Below are 18,015 nucleotides of genomic sequence, written 5' to 3' on the forward strand. Positions count from 1 at the left end.
CGGCGGCCCGCGTCATCCGAACGGAGTAGGCGACGCGGGCCGGGTTCAGGCCGCGTTCAGGCCGTGCGCGCATGCAGCAGGTACGCGACGATGCGCGCGGCGGCGTCCTCCGGCGATTCGGCCACCGTGTCGACGCGCAGCTCCGGATGCGCCGGCGCTTCGTACGGCGAATCGATGCCGGTGAAGTGCTTCAGCTCGCCGCGCCGGGCCTTCTTGTACAGCCCCTTCGGATCGCGTTCTTCCGCGACCGCGAGCGGCGTGTCGACGAACACCTCGACGAACTCGCCGGGCCCGACGAGCGCGCGCGCCATGTCGCGTTCGGCGCGGAACGGCGAGATGAACGACACGAGCGCGATCAGGCCCGCGTCGACCATCAGCCGCGCGACCTCGGCGACGCGCCGGATGTTCTCGACGCGATCGGCTTCGGTAAAGCCGAGATCGCGGTTCAGCCCGTGCCGCACGTTGTCGCCGTCGAGCAGGTAGGTGTGCTTGCCGAGCGCGTGGAGCTGCTTCTCGACGAGGTTCGCGATCGTCGACTTGCCGGCGCCGGACAGCCCGGTCAGCCACACGATGCGCGGCGTCTGGCGATTCTGTGCAGCACGCGCGTGCCGGTCGACGTCGATTGCCTGCCAGTGCACGTTATGCGCGCGGCGCAGCGCGAAGTGCAGCATCCCCGCGCCGACCGTGTCGTTCGTGTAGCGGTCGATCACGATGAAGCCGCCCGTGTGGCGGTTCTGCGTGTACGGATCGAACGCGACCGGCCGGTCGAAGCTCAGGTTGCACACGCCGATCTCGTTCAGCGCGAGCGTGCGCGCGGCGAGCGGCTCGCGCGTGTTCACGTCGATCTTGTGCTTCGGCGTCGCGCAGGTCGCGCCGACCGTCTGCGCGCCGAGCTTGACGAGATACGGCCGGCCCGGCAGCAGCGGCTCGTCGTGCATCCACACGAGCGTCGCCTCGAACTGGTCGGCGACCTCGGGTGGCGCGTCGGCGTGCGCGATCATGTCGCCGCGGCTGATGTCGATGTCGTCCGCGAGCGTGAGCGTGACGGCTTCGCCGGCGCGCGCGACGTCGGCCACGCCCGCCGGCGTGATGACCGACGCGACGCGGCTCGCCTTGCCGGACGGCAGCACGCGGACACGCTCGCCGACGCGGACTTCGCCCGACGCGATGCTGCCCGCGTAGCCGCGGAAGTTCAGGTGCGGCCGGTTGACCCACTGGACCGGCAGCCGGAACGGCTCGTCCTGCGTGACGCGCGCGGCGAGCGGCAGCGTCTCGAGGTGCAGCATCAGCGTCGGGCCGCTGTACCACGGCATCTGCGTGCTCGGAACGATCACGTTGTCGCCGCGCAGTGCGGACAGAGGAATGCTGACGATCTCCCGCAGGCCGAGCTCCGTGGCGAACGCGCGGTAGTCCGCATCGATGCGCTCGAACACCGCGCGGTCGTAGCCGACGAGATCCATCTTGTTGATCGCGAGCACGACGCGCCGGATGCCGATCAGCGCGACGAGATGGCTGTGGCGGCGGGTCTGCGTGAGCAACCCCTTGCGCGCGTCGACCAGGATCACCGCGAGGTCGGCGGTCGACGCGCCGGTGATCATGTTGCGCGTGTACTGCTCGTGGCCGGGCGTGTCGGCGACGATGAACTTGCGCTGCGCGGTCGCGAAGAAACGGTACGCGACGTCGATCGTGATCCCTTGCTCGCGCTCGGCCGACAGCCCGTCGACGAGCAGCGCGAAGTCGAGGTCGCCGCCCTGCGTGCCGAGCTTCTTCGAATCGGCTTCGAGCTGGCTCAGCTGATCGTCGAACAGCATGTTCGATTCGTAGAGCAGGCGGCCGATCAGCGTGCTCTTGCCGTCGTCGACGCTGCCGCAGGTGATGAAGCGCAGCAGGTCTTGCGTCTGCGGGTCCTGGATGCGTTGTGCTTGGCGCGTGACATCGTCGCGCGCAGTGAGAATGTGTGCCATCAGAAATAGCCCTCCTGCTTCTTCTTTTCCATCGATCCGGCCGAATCGCTGTCGATCAGCCGCCCCTGGCGCTCCGACGTGCGCGTGTCGCGCATTTCGCGCAGGATGTCGTCGAGCGACGTCGCGTCGCTGTCGATCGCCGCCGTCAGCGGATAGCAGCCCAGCGTGCGGAACCGCACCTTGCGCATCTGCGGCACTTCGCCTTTGCGTAGCGGCAGACGATCGTCGTCGACCATGATCAGCGCGCCGTCGCGTTCGACGACGGGCCGCTCCTTCGCGAAGTAGAGCGGCACGATCGGGATGTCGTGCAAGCGGATGTACTGCCAGATGTCGAGCTCGGTCCAGTTCGAGATCGGGAACACGCGCAGGCTTTCGCCCTTGCGCTTGCGCGCGTTGTACAGCGACCAGAGTTCCGGGCGCTGCCGCTTCGGGTCCCAGCGGTGCTGTTCGGAGCGCAGCGACACGATGCGTTCCTTCGCGCGCGATTTTTCCTCGTCGCGGCGGCCGCCGCCGAACGCCGCGTCGAAGCCGTACTGATCGAGTGCCTGCTTCAGGCCCTGGGTCTTCCAGACGTCGGTGTGCAGCGCCGAGCCGTGCGTGAACGGGTTGATGTTCTGCGCGACGCCGTCGGGGTTCACGTGCACGCGCAGGTCGAGGCCGAGCCGCTCGGCGGTCGCGTCGCGAAACGCGATCATCTCGCGGAATTTCCAGGTGGTATCGACGTGCAGCAGCGGGAAGGGCGGCTTCGCGGGGTAGAACGCCTTCATCGCGAGATGCAGCATGACCGAGCTGTCCTTGCCGATCGAATACAGCATCACCGGGTTGTCGCTCTCCGCCACCACCTCGCGCATGATGTGGATGCTCTCGGCCTCCAGCCGCTCCAAGTGGGTCAACATCGTTCGTCTCCTTGTTCCATGCCGGCGCCGCGCGACGTGTGCGGCGAATCGTGCATGACGCCAAAGGTAGCGAGCACGGGCCGTGCGGCTCTTCGTCCGGGTGGACTAAGGCGCGGTGCGCTCGCGGAGCGGATCTTTCCTTAGTCCACCCGGACGAAGAGGCGGGCCGTGCGGACGTTTAACGTGGGCGCTCGACCATCGGCGGAGACGACACATGACGGACGACACACGTGCCACGCAATTGCTTTCGGGCCAGACCTGGGCCGATTTCTGCGACACCCTGAAACGCAGCGGCCAGCAGATCCTGCGCGCCGAAGCGCCGGACGATCCGCTCACGCGCGCGGAAGGGTTCCGCTACCTGAGCCGGCTGATGCGCATCGCGCTCGAGATGCACGTCGAGTTCGCCGACGGCGCGTGGCCGGGCTTCTTCTCGCCGTCGCACGAGACCGCGAAGATCGGCGCGGACAACCCCGACAACCTGTACCAGTACGCGCGCATCGACGGCCGCTTCGACTATCGCGTGACGGGGCGGCGCGGCACGGTCGCGTACCTGAGCTTCGGCACGCAGAAGGGCGGCTACGAGAGCGACGGCAAGATGCTGCAGACCGGCTTTCTCGACGCGAAGCAGCTCGAGACCGCACCGGACGGCAGCGTCGAGATCGTGCTGAGCCAGACGCCGCGCGCGGGCAACTGGCTGCGCATGGAGCCCGGCACGAACGCGCTGCTCGTGCGGCAGACGTTCCTCGACCGGCGCGGCGAGACGCCCGCGCAACTGAAGATCGAACGCGTCGACGCGCAGGACCGTCCCGCGCCGCTCGATCCCGTCGCGCTGCACGGCGGCCTCACGCGCGCCGCGCAGTTCGTCGAGCAGACCGCGCGGCTGTTCGCCGACTGGGCCGCGAGCTACCGGCCGCACGCGAACGCGCTGCCGCCCGCGGACCAGGCGCTGTGCCAGTCGGTCGGCGGCGATCCGAACATCTATTACTACCACTCGTGCTGGTCGCTCGCGGACGACGAGGCGCTCGTGATCGACGTCGAGCGCGTGCCCGACTGCGATTTCTGGAACGTGCAGCTGAACAACTACTGGATGGAATCGCTCGACTACCGTCATTTCGACGTGTGCGTGAACAAGCATCGCGTGCGCCTGAATGCGCACGGCGGCGTGACGGTGATCGTCGCCGCCGCGAATCCCGATCCCGGCCGCGCGAACTGGCTCGACACGGCCGGGCATCGCACCGGCACGATCTGCTGGCGCTGGGTCGGCGCGGCCGAACCCGTGCATCCGCGCACCCGCGTGGTCAAGCTCGCGACGCTGAAGGAGGCGGTATGAGTGCGCCACTCGACGTCGAAAGCCTGATCGCTGAAGCCATAACGCGCGCGGGCGGCCTCACCGCGTTCGGCGACGGACCGTATCGCGAAGTGCTCGACGTGCTGTGCGCGTCGCTCGTGAATGAAGCGAACCTGTCCGTGCGCGGCGCGGCCATGATGCGCGAGAAGCTCGTCGGGCAGCTCGTCAACCGGCTCATCGTCGAGGAATACTGCCGGCGCCGTCCGGAGATCGAGGCGATCGCGATCGACGATCCGCTCGTGATCGTCGGCCTGCCGCGCACGGGCACCACGCTGCTGCAGCGGATGCTGGCGGTCGACCCGCGCTTTCACTCGGCCGCGTGGTGGGAAACCCGCTACCCGGCGCCGCTCGCCGGCGAGACGCCCGACGCGCCGACCGTGCGCATCGCGCGTGCGCAGGCCGAGGTCGCGCAGATGATCGATTGCATTCCGCAGATCCTGTCGATCCATCCGCTCGATGCGTTGCTCGCGGACGAGGAGTTCATGCTGATGGAGCATTCGTTCGTCTGCGCGATGGATTCGTATGCGAACGTGCCGAGTTATACGGCGTGGCTCGCGCGGCAGGATCTCACGCCCGTCTATGCGTACCTGAAGCGGATGCTGCAGTTCCTGCAGTGGCAGAAGGCGCAGCGTGGCGTCGCGCCGGCCGCGCGCTGGCTGCTGAAGACGCCGCAGCACCTGCATGCGCTTGACGTGCTGTGCCGCGTGTTCCCGCGCGCGCAGGTCGTGCTCACACATCGCGATCCGGCGCAGACGATTCCGTCGATGGCGAGCATGGCGCACACGCTGTGGCAGATGTACGCGGACGATCCGGATCCGCGCGTCGTCGGCGCGCAATGGAACGCCGGGATGGCGCGCGCGATCGGCGCCGCGATGGCCGCGCGCGACGCGCTGCCGGCGGACCGGTTTCTCGACGTGCGTTTCGAGGACACCGTCGCGAACCCGCTCGGCGTCGCCGAAGCCGTGTACCGCTTCGCGGGGATGCCGCTCGACGCCGGCGCGCGCGCGGCGATGCAGGACTGGCTCGCGCGCAACGGCCGGGAAAAGCGCGCCGCGCACGACTATTCGATCGCGCGTTTCGGCTTCACCGACGCGCAGCTCGCGCACGATTTCGCCGCGTATCGCGCGCGCCACTTGCAGGCGGGCGGCTGATCGCACCGCACTTTCCATACACACTAGGAGACAAGCCATGTTGCTGAAGGACAAGATCGTCGTGATTTCCGGCATCGGACCAGGGCTCGGCGTGAAGCTCGCGGTCGAGGCGGCGCGCGAGGGCGCGCGAGGCGTCGTCGTCGCCGCGCGCACGGCCGCGAAGCTCGACGACGCGGCGCAACGCATTCGCGAACTCGGCGTCGATTGCGAGGTGCTGAAGCAGGTGACCGACATCACCGACCGCGCGCAGTGCCGGCAGCTCGCGGACGCGGCCGTCGCGCAGTTCGGCCGGATCGACGCGCTCGTGAACAGCGCGTTCGTGCACGGCGCGTTTCCGGAGCCGGTCGACGCCGCGGACCTCGACGGCTGGCGCGCGGTGTTCGACACCAACGTGTTCGGCACGATGACGCTCACGCAGGAAATCGTGCCGCACATGAAGCGGCAGCGGCGCGGCGCGATCGTGATGATCAACACGCAGGCGACCAGAAAGCCGTTTGCAGGCGAAGCCGGCTACGCTGTATCGAAGGGGGCGCTCGCGGTTGCGGCAAAATACCTGGCGCGCGAACTCGGCGCGCACGGGATCCGCGCGAACAGCATCCACATGGGGTGGATGTGGGGCGTGCCGACCCAGACCTACTTTCGCCAGGCGGCGGCCGAGTACGGTGTGACCGACGACGAGATCATCGCGCCGATCGCGTCGAACATCGCGCTCGCGCGCCTGCCGACCGACGACGACTGCGCACGGGCCGCGTTGTTCCTCGCGTCCGACTACGCGAACGCGGTGACGGGCGCGACGCTCGACGCGAACGGCGGCGATTTCATGCCCTGACGAATGGAGAGGCAGAGGATGCAGGCAAACGATCAGGCAAATGATCACGCAAACGGCGGCGGGCAGCACTTCTTCGCGTTCAACGGCGACGCGGACGGCCTGTGCGCGCTTCAGCAACTTCGGCTCGCCGAGGGCGGGCGCGGCACGCTCGTCACCGGCGTGAAGCGCGACGTGCGCCTCGTCGCGCGGATCGACGCGCGCGCGGGCGACCGGATCACCGTGCTGGACGTGTCGCACGACCAGAATCGCGAGGCCGTCGCGAGGCTGCTGAACGACGGCGTCGCGATCCGCTATTTCGACCATCACTTCGCGGGAAACCTGCCGGACGATCCGCGATTCGACGCGCACATCGACACCGCGGCGGACGTGTGCACGAGCATGCTCGTGAACCGTCGCCTCGGCGGCCGGCACGTGCGCTGGGCGATCGTCGCGACGTTCGGCGACGAGCTGCCGGCGCTTGGCGACGCGCTCGCGCGCGCGCACGGGATCGGCGAAGCGGACACGCGCACGTTCGCGGAACTCGGGCATTACCTGAACTACAACGCGTACGGCGACTGCGTCGGCGATCTGCACTTCGATCCGGCGGTGCTTGCCGACGCGATGCTGCCGTGCGCGGATCCGCTCGACTTCGTGCGCGGTACGCCGGTGTTCACGGCGCTGCGCGACGGTTACCGCGACGACATGGCGCGCGCAAGCGCGCTCGCGCCGCTGCGTGAAGTGCCCGGCGCGACGCTGATCCGGATGCCCGATTACGCGTGGGCGCGGCGCGCGACGGGGATGCTCGCGAACGAGCGGATGCGCAGCCAGCCGGGCGCCGCGCTCGCGGTGCTGTCGCCGCGCGCGGACGGCGGGCTCGTCGTCAGCGTGCGCGTGCCCGACGGCCGGCCGCTCGGCGCCGACGATTTCTGCCGCGGCTTCGCGACGGGCGGCGGCCGCAAGCGGGCGGGCGGCATCAACCACCTGCCGGAAACGGAGTTCGACGCGTTCGTCGCCTGTTTCGAGGCAGCGTTCCGGATCGACTGACGTTCCATCGCGTCACGTCGGGTCGCGTTGCGCCGCGCGGTTTCCCGCGCGGGCAATCGCATATCTCCGCTTACGCGCGCTTGCGGCTGCGCGCCGCGTGCAGCGCTTCGGCGCGCGCCTTCACGTCGAGCGCGCACTGGTCGAAGCCGCGCTTCACCCACGCGCCGTGATTGCGCATGATCGTGTCCGCGTTGACGCCGAGGAACTGGTCGGTCGTGAAATAGCGGCAGCGCCCGGGGCCGTCTGCGTCGATGTACTGGTCGCGGCGCGCGGCGTCCTTGTTGTCGTCGGTCGGGCGCTGTTCCCATGACAGCAGGCGCTCGGGCTCGTACGCGACGAGGGTTTCGTTGACCGGGATCACGTCGCCGGTGTCCGGAATCCGGACCTGCATGCAGACGAGATCGCCGAGGCGGCCGGTCGTTTCGAGGCCGACGCAGAAGGTGTTCCATTCGGCATAGCGCGGGAAGTCGGTCAGCACTTCCCAGACGACCGACGCAGGGGCGTCGATGTCGACGGTGATCGAGGTGACGAGATTGGCGGCTTTGGTCATGGCGGCGTGATGGGACGGGTTGGGTCGCGGCAGTGGCGCGGAAACGGTACGGAATTGGCGCGTGCTGCCACGACAGTCGGGATCGAATGCGCGGGTGCGGCGGGCAGCGTGTGCATGCCGCCGGCGCCGGCGCGCCTGGCGGGCAAGTGCAGGGTGCGGCGCGCGGCATTGGCCGGTGCGCGCCGCGCGTCGCGACATGCCCGACGTCGAGCGTAGGCGGTCGCGCGCCGCGAAAAATCGTCGGAATGGACTAAGGCGTTTTACGGGGGACGGGGGCGTGGCCCACGACGACGCGGCGATCCACGCGCCGTGGACCGCGTCGCCGTCGATGCTCGCAGCGGCCGGCATCCGGCTCGGCGTCGACTATCCGGCGCCGCTCGTCGACCACGACGCCGCACGGCTGCGCGCGCTGGACGCGCTGGCCACGCTGAAGAAGGGCCGCTGACGCCGCTTCGGTTTTCAGTTGCAGAACGCGACGTGCTCGAGCATCGCGAACGCGACGCCTGGCTCGAAGTACGCGGCGCCACACCATGCGACGAACGCGAGCGCGCCGGCCGCGAGTGCGGCGCGGATCATGCCCATGCGGGCTTCCCCTGCGCCGGGCGGGCGACGCGCGCATCGTCGATCGGCAGGTGCAGCAGGGCGGCGAGCACGCCGAGCGCGATCGAGCCGATCCATAGCGGCAGGTACGAATGCGCCGAGTCGTAGACGACGGCGCCCAGCCATACGCCGAAGAAGCTGCCGAGCTGGTGCCCGAAGAACACGAAACCGAACAGCGTCGCGATGTAGCGCACGCCGAACACCTGCGAGACGACGCCGTTCGTCAGCGGCACCGTGCCGAGCCACGTGAATCCCATCACGGCCGCGAACGCATAGACGCTCGCCGGCGACAGCGGCACCGCGACGAACGCGGCCATCGCGAGCGCGCGCACGAGGTACAGCACGGACAGCACGTACTTGCGGCGCAGCAGCCCGCCGAGATGGCCGCACGCATAGGTGCCGGCGACGTTGGTCAGCGCGATCAGCGCGAGCGCGACGCTCGCGTGGCGGGCCGGCAGCCCGTGATCGAGCAGATACGCGGGCAGGTGCGTCGCGATGAAGGCGAGCTGGAAGCCGCACGCGAAGAAGCCGGCGTTGAGCAGCCAGAATCCGCGGTGCGAGAACGCCTCGCGCACCGCATCGGCGATCGACTGGTCGTGCTCCTGCGCGCCGGCCGCATGCGCGGGACGGTCGCGCAGGAGCACTGCGAGCGGCGCGAGCACGACGGCGACGAGCGCGAGCACGATGAACGCATGCATCCAGCCGACGCCGCCGATCAGGCTCTGCGCGGCGGGCACCATGCAGAACTGGCCGAGCCCGCCGATCGCGCCCGCGACGCCGAGCGCCCAGCCGCGCTGCTCGGCCGGGAACAGGCGGCTCAGCGCGCCGTAGATCGCGGCGAACGCGGAGCCGGACAGCGCGATGCCGATCACGAGCCCCGCGCCGGCCGTGAAGACGCCGGGCGATGCCGCGTGCGCCATCGTCACGAGCCCGAGCGCATACAGCAGCATGCCGACGACGATCACGCGCGCCGAGCCGAAGCGGTCGGCGATCATCCCGGTGAACGGCTGTGCAATGCCCCAGACCAGGTTCTGCAGCGCGAGCGCGAGGCCGAACGTTTCGCGCGACCAGCCGTGATCGAGCGTGACGGGCGTGAGGAACAGGCCCTGCACGTGGCGGATGCCGAGCGCCGCGCCCATGATCAGGCCGCCGGCAAGGACGGGCAGCCAGCGGTAGCGGAACTCGTGCGTGAGCGGGGTCATCGGGCGTCTCCGGAAGGTCGGCGGCGCGCGGCGGAAAGGGCGCGCGAACGGTTCGATTAGACGGCGCGCCCGCAGCGACGCTCAAGCGATCATTCGGTCAGGTTCGCATGCGCGCGGCGCATGTGACGGGCGTGCGGCGGCAGAACGCTTGGCGATGTGGCGTGAGGTCGGACATACGGCGGCAGCGCGTCGTTCGCGCGTACCTTTGCGGATGGTTGCTTGCCCGCTCAGCCCCGTGCCGCATCGTGCGCGCGCATCACCGCATCGCATTCGGCGGCCTCCGCGCAGATCCAGTCGCGCACGTCGGCGACCTCGCGCCGCGGCGCGGGATCGCGCTGGAACAGCCAGTAGCCGTAGCTGTTCTGCGGCACCGGCGCGCGCGGGCCGAGCACCGCGAGGCGCCCGTCCGCGAGCATCGGCGCGACGAGCGCGAGCCGCCCGAGCGCGATGCCCTGGCCGGCGATGGCCGCCTGGATCACCTGGTCGTACTGGTTGAAGCGCAGCACGCCTTTCGGGCGCGCGTCGCCGAGCCCGGCCGCGCGCAGGTGGTCGAGCCAGCGCAGTTGCGTGAGCGGCGGCCCGTCGAATTCGAGCAGCACGTGGCCCGCCAGCGCGGCGGCGTCCACGATCGGCCGCGCGGCGAGCGCCGGGTGCGCGACCGGCAGCACGGTCTCGTCGAACAGGTGCCGGGCGCCCGCCGGCGCGCGATCGCGCGGACAGTAGCGGATCCCGAGGTCGATGCCTTCGGCGCGCAAATCGAGTACCTTGTCATTCGCGGCGACGCGCAGGTCGACGTCCGGCAGGCGCGCCTGCAGCCGGCCGAGCCGCGGCAGCAGCCACAGCGCGGTGACGCCGATGCTCGCGGTGATCGTGACGGGCTGGCGTTCGCGCGCGGCGGCGAGCGTGCCGACGGTGTCCTGCAGGCTGCGCAGCGCCGCGTCGGCGACGCGGAACAGGCGTTCGCCCTCGGGCGTGAACGCGATCTTCCGGTAGCCGCGCTCGAGCAGCGCGACGCCGAGATGCGCCTCGAGCGCATGCACCTGGCGGCTGACGGCGGACTGGGTCACGCACAGATCCTGCGCGGCGAGCGTGATGCTCATGCGGCGGCCGACCGCGACGAAGCCGCGCACGAGATCCAGCGACGGGAGACGGACGAGAGGCGTTGACATGCGTCGGACTCATGCGAACGGAGCAGGAAGATTGGTTGAGATCGCGCGGCGCGTCAAGTTCAATGGAGGCGCACGGGGTCGCGCGCGCAGGCGACCGACGGCAGTCACGATGAGCCGGGCAACCGGCCCGAGCCTGGAGGCAAGATGACGAATTCGAACCAGACGGTCCGCGAACGGCGCGGCGACCGCGCCGCGGACCCGCTGCCGCCGGAGCCGGTGACGCTGCGTGCGGCGGACGGTTATGCGCTGCGCGGCTACGTATGGCGGCATCGCGCAGGTGCGGCCGGGCGGCCGGTCACGGTCGTGAACTGCGCGACGTCGGTACGCTGCGACTATTACTTCCGCTTTGCCGCGTGGCTGTATGCGCACGGGCATGACGTGCTCGTCTACGACTATCGCGGCATCGGCGGGTCGCGTCCCGCGCGCCTCGCGCGCCTGCGCGCGAACTGGCTCGACTGGGGGCGGCTCGACTGCGAGGCCGCGCTGCAGCATGCGCGCGACATGTTTCCCGGCCAGCCGATCGATGTCGTCGCGCACAGCATCGGCGGCTTCGTGCTCGGGCTTGCGCCGTCGAACGTGTACGTGCGGCGCGTGCTGACGGTCGGCGCGCAATACGCGTACTGGCGCGATTACCTGCCGCTCGAGCGACGGCGCATGTGGTGGAAGTGGCACGTCGCGATGCCGGCGCTCGCGGCGGTCTGCGGGTATGTGCCCGCGAAGCGTCTCGGCTGGATGGAAGACACGCCGCGCGGCGTTGCGCTGTCGTGGGCGCGCTCGCAGCCGCGTTTCGAAGAGGGCTACACGCGCGGCCCGCATGCGGAGAGCGCTGCGAGCCGCGCGGAACTGCCCGCGCGCTTCGCGGCGCTGACCGCGCCGATGCTCGCGATCGGGCTCGACGACGACGCGTTCGGCACCGTTGCCGCGATCGAGCGGCTGATCGGCTACTACACGGGCAGCGACGTCACGCATCTGCGGATCGCGCCGCGCGATATCGGCGTCGACGCGATCGGGCATTTCGCGTTCTTTCACAGCCGCTTCACCGCGACGCTCTGGCCCGTGGCGCTGCACTGGCTGCAGCACGGCGCGCTGCCGGTCGATGCGCCGGGTGTCGTCCATGCACGCCATGACGCGGCGCGCACACGGCATGCGCACGGCGGTGCGGCGGCGAACGGCTGAATGGTCGAACGACTGAATGGTCGAAAAGGGCTAAACGGCTAAACGGCTACACGACTACACGACTACACGACTACACGAATACGCGGCGATAAGGCGGGCGTCGCGAGCTTCTGCGCCGCAGACCGCACGGCGCCCACACCCGTGGCGATCGATTAACATCGGACATTTCGCTCCGCAGGCTACGCGTCGATGTCCATCCCGTCCGCTCCCGCTCCCGCTCCCGATTCCGATTCCGATTCCGGCTCCGCCACGCAGCGCGCATACTGCGCGCATGCGCTCGACGTGCCGCCGGCCGCGCGCCGCGCGGGCGTTCAGGTCGTGCGTATCGATTTCGACTGGCGCGTGCCGCTCGCGTCGCGTGCGTACGCGGCGCTGAGCGACGCCGAGCGCGCGCGGGCCGGCCGGTTCCTGCGCCGGGAGGACACCGTGCGCAGCGCCGCGACGCGTGCCGCGCTGCGCGACGTGCTCGGTCCGCAACTCGGCGTCGCGCCGCACGCGGTGGCGCTCGTCGTCGGCGAGTCCGGCCGTCCGGCGCTCGATCCCGCGCATCGCGCGCATCGCGCGCCGCTCGATTTCAACGTGTCGCATGCGGGCGATCACGCGCTGATCGCGTGGTCGCCGGCCTGCCGCGTCGGCGTCGACATCGAGCGCTGCGGCCGCACATCCGACTGGCGCGCGCTGACCCGGGAGGTCTGCACGCGCGCCGAAGCCGCGTACCTGGACAGCCTGCCGGCCCCCGCGCGCGCCGACGCGTTCATGCGCGTATGGGCCGCGAAGGAAGCGCTGCTGAAGGCGCTCGGCACCGGCATCGTCGGCGGGCTGAGCGCGTTCGCGGTGGTGCCGCCGCGCGCTGCGGCGACACCGTCGATACAGGTCGTCGCGCCCGCGGCGCCCGCGGCCGGCGTCGCCGCGTTCGACGCCGCGTGGCTCGACGCGGCGCCCGGCTACGCGGCGTGCGTCGCGTGGACGCGCAGCGGCTGATTCGCGAGCCTGTGCCCGGACCGATGCCCGCTCATTCGAGCGGCGTGTCGTTCGGCGCCGCGTAGCGCGCCTTGATCACGTCGCTCATCGGGAAATCGAACGACAGCCCCTTCGGCGGCACGGGCTTCATGAACCACTTGTCGTACAGCGCGTTGATCTCGCCGCTTTTCATCGCCTGCGTGAGCACGCCGTCGACGAGCGCCTTGAACTGCGGATCGTCCTTGCGCAGCATGAAGCCGTATGCCTCCGACGATTGCGGCGTGCCGACGATTACCCAGTCGGCCGGCTTCGCGGACAGCTGACGCACGCCCGCGAGCAGCACGTCGTCCATCATGTACGCGGCCGCGCGGCCCGATTCGAGCGTGAGGCGCCCCTCGCCGTAGTCCTTCGCGCTGATGATCTGCATGTTCATCTTCTTTTCCTCGTTCATCTTGCGCAGCAGGCGCTCGGACGTCGTGCCCTGGTTGGTCACGACGGTCTTGCCGGCCAGGTCGGGGAAGTCGCGGATGCCCGACGTCGTGCGCGTGAGCAGGCGCGTCGTCGCGACGAAGAAGGTGGTCGAGAACGCGACCTGCGCATGACGCGCGGCGAGATTCGTCGTCACGCCGCATTCGAGGTCGACGGTGCCGTTCTGCACGAGCGGAATGCGGTTCTGCGACGTGACCGGAATGAAGCGTACCTGCAGGTCCGGCTTGCCGGTGCGCGCCTTGACCGCGGCGATCACGCGGTCGCACAGGTCCTGCGAGAAGCCGATCACCTTGCTGTTCGCATCGACGTACGAGAACGGCACCGACGTTTCGCGATGGCCGATCGCGATCAGGTTGCTTTGCTGGATCTTCGCGAGCGTGCCGGTGAGCGGCTCCGCGGCGAGCGGCGCGCAGGAGGCCGCGGCGCAGGCGGCGACGAACGTGCAGCGGGCGAGCAGGGCGGCGAACCGCGGCGGGGTATTCATGGCAGGGTCTCCAGAGCACATGGCGTGCGGGGTGATTCGTATGTTGCCAAAGACAAAATAATTGCAACATCTGATAAATACGGAGCCGGGCAGCGCGATCCGGCAGGGGATTCCGGACATCAGGGAAACTCCTGAGTCGAAATCGGTGAAAAACGGGTTGTCTATACAAGTTGGGATGGCTACACTGCATCCATTCCGAACTTGTCTAGACAGGATTGCTCACATGATTACGCTCACCCCCGGCCACCTGACCCTCCCGCAACTGCGCAAGATCGCCCGCGAACCCGTCCAGCTCGCGCTCGACCCGGCGAGCTTCGCGAAGATCGACGCAGGCGCGAAGGCCGTCGCCGACATCGCCGCGAAGGGCGAGCCGGCATACGGCATCAACACGGGCTTCGGCCGCCTGGCCAGCACGCACATCCCGCACGACCAGCTCGAACTGCTGCAGAAGAACCTCGTGCTGTCGCACGCGGTCGGCGTCGGCGAGCCGATGGCGCGCTCGTCGGTACGTCTGCTGATGGCGCTGAAGCTGTCGAGCCTCGGCCGCGGCCACTCGGGCATCCGCCGCGAAGTGATGGACGCGCTGATCAAGCTGTTCAACGCGGACGTGCTGCCGCTGATCCCGGTGAAGGGCTCGGTCGGCGCATCGGGCGACCTCGCGCCGCTCGCGCACATGTCGGCGGTGCTGCTCGGCGTCGGCGAAGTGTTCATCCGCGGCGAGCGTGCGAGCGCGGTCGACGGCCTGCGCGTCGCGGGCCTCGCGCCGATGACGCTGCAGGCGAAGGAAGGCCTGGCGCTGCTGAACGGCACGCAGGCATCGACGGCGCTGGCGCTCGACAACATGTTCGCGATCGAAGACCTGTACCGCACCGCGCTCGTCGCGGGCGCGCTGTCGGTCGACGCGGCTGCCGGCTCGGTGAAGCCGTTCGACGCACGCATTCACGAACTGCGCGGCCACCAGGGCCAGATGGATGCGGCCGAGGCATACCGCGCGCTGCTCGAGGGCTCGGCGATCAACCTGTCGCACCGCGACTGCGGCAAGGTGCAGGACCCGTACAGCCTGCGCTGCCAGCCGCAGGTGATGGGCGCGTGCCTGGACCAGATGCGCCATGCGGCCGACGTGCTGCTGGTCGAAGCGAACGCGGTGTCGGACAACCCGCTGATTTTCCCGGACACCGGCGAAGTGCTGTCGGGCGGCAACTTCCACGCTGAGCCGGTCGCGTTCGCGGCGGACAACCTCGCGCTCGCCGCATCGGAAATCGGTGCGCTGGCCGAACGCCGCATCGCACTGCTGATCGACGCGACGCTGTCGGGCCTGCCGCCGTTCCTCGTGAAGGATGGCGGCGTGAACTCGGGCTTCATGATCGCGCACGTGACGGCCGCCGCGCTCGCGTCGGAAAACAAGACGCTCGCGCACCCGGCATCGGTCGACTCGCTGCCGACGTCGGCGAACCAGGAAGACCACGTGTCGATGGCGACGTTCGCCGCGCGCAAGCTCGCCGACATCGCGGACAACACGAAGCACATCCTCGCGATCGAACTGCTCGCCGCCGCACAGGGCGTCGACCTGCGCGCGCCGCACCACACGAGCCCGAAGCTCGCGCAAGTGATGGAAACGATCCGCGGCAAGGTCGCGCACTACGAACTCGACCACTACTTCGCGCCGGACATCGCGGTGATCGCGAAGCTGGTCGACGAGCGTGCGTTCGCGCAGCACAGCCCGTTCTCGTTCAAGTCGGAACAGTAAGCCGATGAGCGCACCGGTCTACCAGGAGATCAAGGATTTCATCCTGGCTCGCATTCATGCCGGCGAGTGGGCGGAGGGCGATCAGGTGCCGTCCGAGAACGAGCTGGCCCGCGAGTTCAAGGTCGCGCGCATGACCGTCAACCGCGCGCTGCGCGAGTTGACGGCCGAGCAGGTGATCACGCGCGTGCAAGGCGCGGGCACCTTCGTCGCGCGGCCGAAGTACGAGTCGACCCTGGTGGCGATCCGCAGCATTTCCGAGGAAGTCGCGGCGCGCGGGCATGCGTATCACGCCCGTGTGCTCGGCCTCGACACCGTGAAGGCCGACGAGGCGCTCGCGGACGAGATGCAGGTGGCGGTGCGCACGAAGCTGTTTCATTCGCAGGTGCTGCACTTCGAGAACGAAGAGCCGGTGCAGCTCGAAGAGCGGTGGGTGAATCCGGCGGTCGCGCCGGATTACGCCGAGCAGGATTTCACGAACACGACGCCGAACCAGTACCTGATGCGCGCGGCCCCGCTGCAGCGCGTCGAGTACCGGATCGAAGCGGCGGCTCCGGCGCCCGGGCGGCGCGAGCAGCTTCGGATGGACGACGTCGAACCGTGTCTGGTTTTACATCGGCGCACCTGGTCGCAGGGCGTCGTCGCCTCGGTGGCGAATCTGTGGCATCCCGGCAGCCGTTATCGCTTCACCGGGCATTTCTGAATCCTATTGATTTTTCATTTCCCTCGGGAGCAGTCGTCATGAACCATCCGAAACACATCGATCCCCGTCTCGACCCGACGCGCACGATCCGCGCACCCCGCGGCAGCGAGAAGACCTGCAAGACCTGGCTCGCGGAAGCCGCGTACCGGATGATCCAGAACAACCTGGATCCGGAAGTCGCCGAGCACCCGCACGCGCTCGTCGTGTACGGCGGCATCGGCCGCGCGGCGCGCAACTGGGAATGCTACGACCAGATTCTCGCGTCGCTGAAGGACCTGAACGAGGACGAGACGCTGCTGGTCCAGTCGGGCAAGCCGGTCGGTGTGTTCCGCACGCACAAGGATGCGCCGCGCGTGCTGCTCGCGAACTCGAACCTCGTGCCGCACTGGGCGACCTGGGACCACTTCAACGAGCTCGACCGCAAGGGCCTGATGATGTACGGCCAGATGACGGCCGGCAGCTGGATCTACATCGGCAGCCAGGGCATCGTGCAGGGCACCTATGAAACCTTCTTCGCGGTCGCGAACCAGCACTTCAACGGCGATCCGTCGGGCCGCTGGATCCTGACGGGCGGCCTGGGCGGCATGGGCGGCGCGCAGCCGCTCGCGGCGACGATGGCCGGCTTCTCGATGATCGCGGTCGAATGCGACGAGACGCGCATCGACTTCCGCCTGAAGACCCGCTACGTCGACAAGAAGGCGACGAGCCTCGACGAAGCGCTCGGCATGATCGAGGAAGCGAAGCGCACCGGCAAGCCGGTGTCGATCGGCCTGCTCGGCAACGCGGCCGACGTGTTCACCGAGTGCGTCGAGCGCGGCATCACGCCGGATTGCGTGACCGACCAGACGAGCGCGCACGACCCGATCAACGGCTACCTGCCGCAAGGCTGGACTGTCGCGCAATGGCGCGAGGCACAGAAGGTCGATCCGCAAAGCATCGTGAAGACCGCGAAGCAGTCGATGGCGGTGCAGGTGCGCGCGATGCTGACGCTGCAGGAACGCGGCGCGGCGACGCTCGACTACGGCAACAACATCCGTCAGATGGCGCTGGAAATGGGTGTCGAGAACGCGTTCGACTTCCCGGGCTTCGTGCCGGCGTACATCCGCCCGCTGTTCTGCGAAGGCAAGGGCCCGTTCCGCTGGGTCGCGCTGTCGGGCGATCCGGAAGACATCTACAAGACCGACCAGAAGGTCAAGGAACTGATCCCCGACGATCCGCACCTGCACAACTGGCTCGACATGGCGCGCGAACGCATCGCGTTCCAGGGCCTGCCGGCGCGGATCTGCTGGGTCGGCGTGAAGGATCGCTACCGCCTCGGCCAGGCGTTCAACGAGATGGTGAAGAACGGCGAACTGAAGGCGCCGATCGTGATCGGCCGCGATCACCTCGACACCGGCTCGGTCGCCAGCCCGAACCGCGAAACGGAATCGATGAAGGACGGCTCGGACGCAGTCAGCGACTGGCCGCTGCTGAACGCGCTGCTGAACACCGCAGGCGGTGCATCGTGGGTGTCGCTGCACCACGGCGGCGGCGTCGGCATGGGCTTCTCGCAGCACTCGGGCGTCGTGATCGTCGCGGACGGCACCGCTGAAGCGCACGAGCGCCTCGGCCGCGTGCTGCTGAACGACCCGGCGACGGGCGTGATGCGCCATGCGGATGCCGGCTACGAACTCGCGCAGCAGACGGCCCGCGAAGCCGGCCTGAAGCTGCCGATGCTCGGCCGCTGA

15 protein-coding genes and 2 pseudogenes are annotated in these 18,015 nt (G+C 69.2%); 10 read left to right on the plus strand and 7 right to left on the minus strand.

Annotated features, from left to right (window positions below):
• Window positions 1–56: 56 nt before the first annotated feature.
• The gene (gene cysN / locus ACV229_RS33200) at window positions 57–1,964 is read right to left on the minus strand and encodes a sulfate adenylyltransferase subunit CysN (RefSeq protein WP_448087324.1); all 1,908 of its coding nucleotides are present in this window, start codon (window positions 1,962–1,964) and stop codon (window positions 57–59) included.
• A pseudogene (gene cysD, locus ACV229_RS33205) lies at window positions 1,964–2,890 on the minus strand (sulfate adenylyltransferase subunit CysD); the annotation flags it as partial. The pseudogene cysD and the gene cysN, both read right to left, overlap by 1 nt.
• Window positions 2,891–3,074: 184 nt before the next feature.
• Between cysD and ACV229_RS33210 the strand changes: the two are divergent.
• Genes ACV229_RS33210 through ACV229_RS33225 form a run of 4 tightly spaced genes read left to right on the plus strand, consistent with a single transcriptional unit; the run spans window position 3,075 to window position 7,211 of the window.
• Complete coding sequence (locus tag ACV229_RS33210) at window positions 3,075–4,190, plus strand: DUF1214 domain-containing protein (RefSeq protein WP_448087325.1); 1,116 nt, start codon at window positions 3,075–3,077, stop codon at window positions 4,188–4,190.
• Window positions 4,187–5,359, plus strand: coding sequence for a sulfotransferase family protein (locus tag ACV229_RS33215; RefSeq protein ID WP_448087326.1), 1,173 nt, complete (start codon window positions 4,187–4,189; stop codon window positions 5,357–5,359). The genes ACV229_RS33210 and ACV229_RS33215 overlap by 4 nt, the downstream gene beginning before the upstream one ends.
• Window positions 5,360–5,396: 37 nt before the next feature.
• On the plus strand, window positions 5,397–6,188 hold the full coding sequence (locus tag ACV229_RS33220; protein WP_448087327.1) for an SDR family oxidoreductase: 792 nt from the start codon (window positions 5,397–5,399) through the stop codon (window positions 6,186–6,188).
• Between the two features lie 18 nt (window positions 6,189–6,206).
• The gene (locus ACV229_RS33225; protein ID WP_448087328.1) at window positions 6,207–7,211 is read left to right on the plus strand and encodes an acetyltransferase; all 1,005 of its coding nucleotides are present in this window, start codon (window positions 6,207–6,209) and stop codon (window positions 7,209–7,211) included.
• A 70-nt stretch (window positions 7,212–7,281) separates the two neighbouring features.
• Here ACV229_RS33225 and ACV229_RS33230 read toward each other — a convergent pair whose 3' ends face one another.
• Window positions 7,282–7,761 (minus strand): SRPBCC domain-containing protein, encoded by a 480-nt coding sequence (locus ACV229_RS33230; RefSeq protein WP_448087329.1) that lies wholly within the window; start codon window positions 7,759–7,761, stop codon window positions 7,282–7,284.
• A 286-nt stretch (window positions 7,762–8,047) separates the two neighbouring features.
• Between ACV229_RS33230 and ACV229_RS33235 the strand changes: the two are divergent.
• Window positions 8,048–8,206, plus strand: a pseudogene (locus ACV229_RS33235) (FAD-binding domain-containing protein); the annotation flags it as partial.
• 14 nt (window positions 8,207–8,220) lie between these two features.
• On the opposite strand, the gene ACV229_RS33240 reads toward ACV229_RS33235, so the two are convergent.
• From ACV229_RS33240 to ACV229_RS33250, 3 genes are all read right to left on the minus strand, one after another.
• A complete protein-coding gene (locus tag ACV229_RS33240) occupies window positions 8,221–8,343 on the minus strand; it encodes a hypothetical protein (protein ID WP_448087330.1) in 123 nt (40 codons plus the stop codon).
• Complete coding sequence (locus ACV229_RS33245) at window positions 8,334–9,563, minus strand: MFS transporter (protein ID WP_448087331.1); 1,230 nt, start codon at window positions 9,561–9,563, stop codon at window positions 8,334–8,336. Before ACV229_RS33245 ends, ACV229_RS33240 begins: the two co-directional genes overlap by 10 nt.
• Before the next feature lie 227 nt (window positions 9,564–9,790).
• The gene (locus ACV229_RS33250; RefSeq protein WP_448087332.1) at window positions 9,791–10,732 is read right to left on the minus strand and encodes a LysR substrate-binding domain-containing protein; all 942 of its coding nucleotides are present in this window, start codon (window positions 10,730–10,732) and stop codon (window positions 9,791–9,793) included.
• 144 nt (window positions 10,733–10,876) lie between these two features.
• Here ACV229_RS33250 and ACV229_RS33255 point away from each other — a divergent pair, with 144 nt between their 5' ends.
• Complete coding sequence (locus ACV229_RS33255; protein WP_448087333.1) at window positions 10,877–11,908, plus strand: alpha/beta hydrolase family protein; 1,032 nt, start codon at window positions 10,877–10,879, stop codon at window positions 11,906–11,908.
• 189 nt (window positions 11,909–12,097) lie between these two features.
• A complete protein-coding gene (locus ACV229_RS33260; RefSeq protein ID WP_448087334.1) occupies window positions 12,098–12,889 on the plus strand; it encodes a 4'-phosphopantetheinyl transferase family protein in 792 nt (263 codons plus the stop codon).
• 31 nt (window positions 12,890–12,920) lie between these two features.
• Here ACV229_RS33260 and ACV229_RS33265 read toward each other — a convergent pair whose 3' ends face one another.
• Window positions 12,921–13,841, minus strand: coding sequence for a glutamate/aspartate ABC transporter substrate-binding protein (locus ACV229_RS33265; protein ID WP_448087335.1), 921 nt, complete (start codon window positions 13,839–13,841; stop codon window positions 12,921–12,923).
• A 223-nt stretch (window positions 13,842–14,064) separates the two neighbouring features.
• On the opposite strand from ACV229_RS33265, the gene hutH reads away from it, so the two are divergent.
• From hutH to hutU, 3 genes are read left to right on the plus strand one after another with little or no spacing between them, the layout of a single operon-like run.
• Window positions 14,065–15,588, plus strand: a complete 1,524-nt coding sequence (gene hutH, locus ACV229_RS33270) for a histidine ammonia-lyase (protein WP_448087336.1) — start codon at window positions 14,065–14,067, stop codon at window positions 15,586–15,588.
• A 4-nt stretch (window positions 15,589–15,592) separates the two neighbouring features.
• A complete protein-coding gene (gene hutC / locus ACV229_RS33275) occupies window positions 15,593–16,288 on the plus strand; it encodes a histidine utilization repressor (protein ID WP_448087337.1) in 696 nt (231 codons plus the stop codon).
• A gap of 38 nt (window positions 16,289–16,326) precedes the next feature.
• Window positions 16,327–18,015 (plus strand): urocanate hydratase, encoded by a 1,689-nt coding sequence (gene hutU, locus ACV229_RS33280; protein ID WP_448087338.1) that lies wholly within the window; start codon window positions 16,327–16,329, stop codon window positions 18,013–18,015.

The sequence above is a fragment of the Burkholderia sp. MR1-5-21 genome, assembly GCF_053427715.1.

Coding starts and splice junctions, on each gene's coding strand:
- cysN (WP_448087324.1), bottom strand. CDS start 1,964: ATGGCACACATTCTCACTGCGCGCGACGATGTCACGCGCCAAGCACAA.
- ACV229_RS33210 (WP_448087325.1), top strand. CDS start 3,075: ATGACGGACGACACACGTGCCACGCAATTGCTTTCGGGCCAGACCTGG.
- ACV229_RS33215 (WP_448087326.1), top strand. CDS start 4,187: ATGAGTGCGCCACTCGACGTCGAAAGCCTGATCGCTGAAGCCATAACG.
- ACV229_RS33220 (WP_448087327.1), top strand. CDS start 5,397: ATGTTGCTGAAGGACAAGATCGTCGTGATTTCCGGCATCGGACCAGGG.
- ACV229_RS33225 (WP_448087328.1), top strand. CDS start 6,207: ATGCAGGCAAACGATCAGGCAAATGATCACGCAAACGGCGGCGGGCAG.
- ACV229_RS33230 (WP_448087329.1), bottom strand. CDS start 7,761: ATGACCAAAGCCGCCAATCTCGTCACCTCGATCACCGTCGACATCGAC.
- ACV229_RS33240 (WP_448087330.1), bottom strand. CDS start 8,343: ATGGGCATGATCCGCGCCGCACTCGCGGCCGGCGCGCTCGCGTTCGTC.
- ACV229_RS33245 (WP_448087331.1), bottom strand. CDS start 9,563: ATGACCCCGCTCACGCACGAGTTCCGCTACCGCTGGCTGCCCGTCCTT.
- ACV229_RS33250 (WP_448087332.1), bottom strand. CDS start 10,732: ATGTCAACGCCTCTCGTCCGTCTCCCGTCGCTGGATCTCGTGCGCGGC.
- ACV229_RS33255 (WP_448087333.1), top strand. CDS start 10,877: ATGACGAATTCGAACCAGACGGTCCGCGAACGGCGCGGCGACCGCGCC.
- ACV229_RS33260 (WP_448087334.1), top strand. CDS start 12,098: ATGTCCATCCCGTCCGCTCCCGCTCCCGCTCCCGATTCCGATTCCGAT.
- ACV229_RS33265 (WP_448087335.1), bottom strand. CDS start 13,841: ATGAATACCCCGCCGCGGTTCGCCGCCCTGCTCGCCCGCTGCACGTTC.
- hutH (WP_448087336.1), top strand. CDS start 14,065: ATGATTACGCTCACCCCCGGCCACCTGACCCTCCCGCAACTGCGCAAG.
- hutC (WP_448087337.1), top strand. CDS start 15,593: ATGAGCGCACCGGTCTACCAGGAGATCAAGGATTTCATCCTGGCTCGC.
- hutU (WP_448087338.1), top strand. CDS start 16,327: ATGAACCATCCGAAACACATCGATCCCCGTCTCGACCCGACGCGCACG.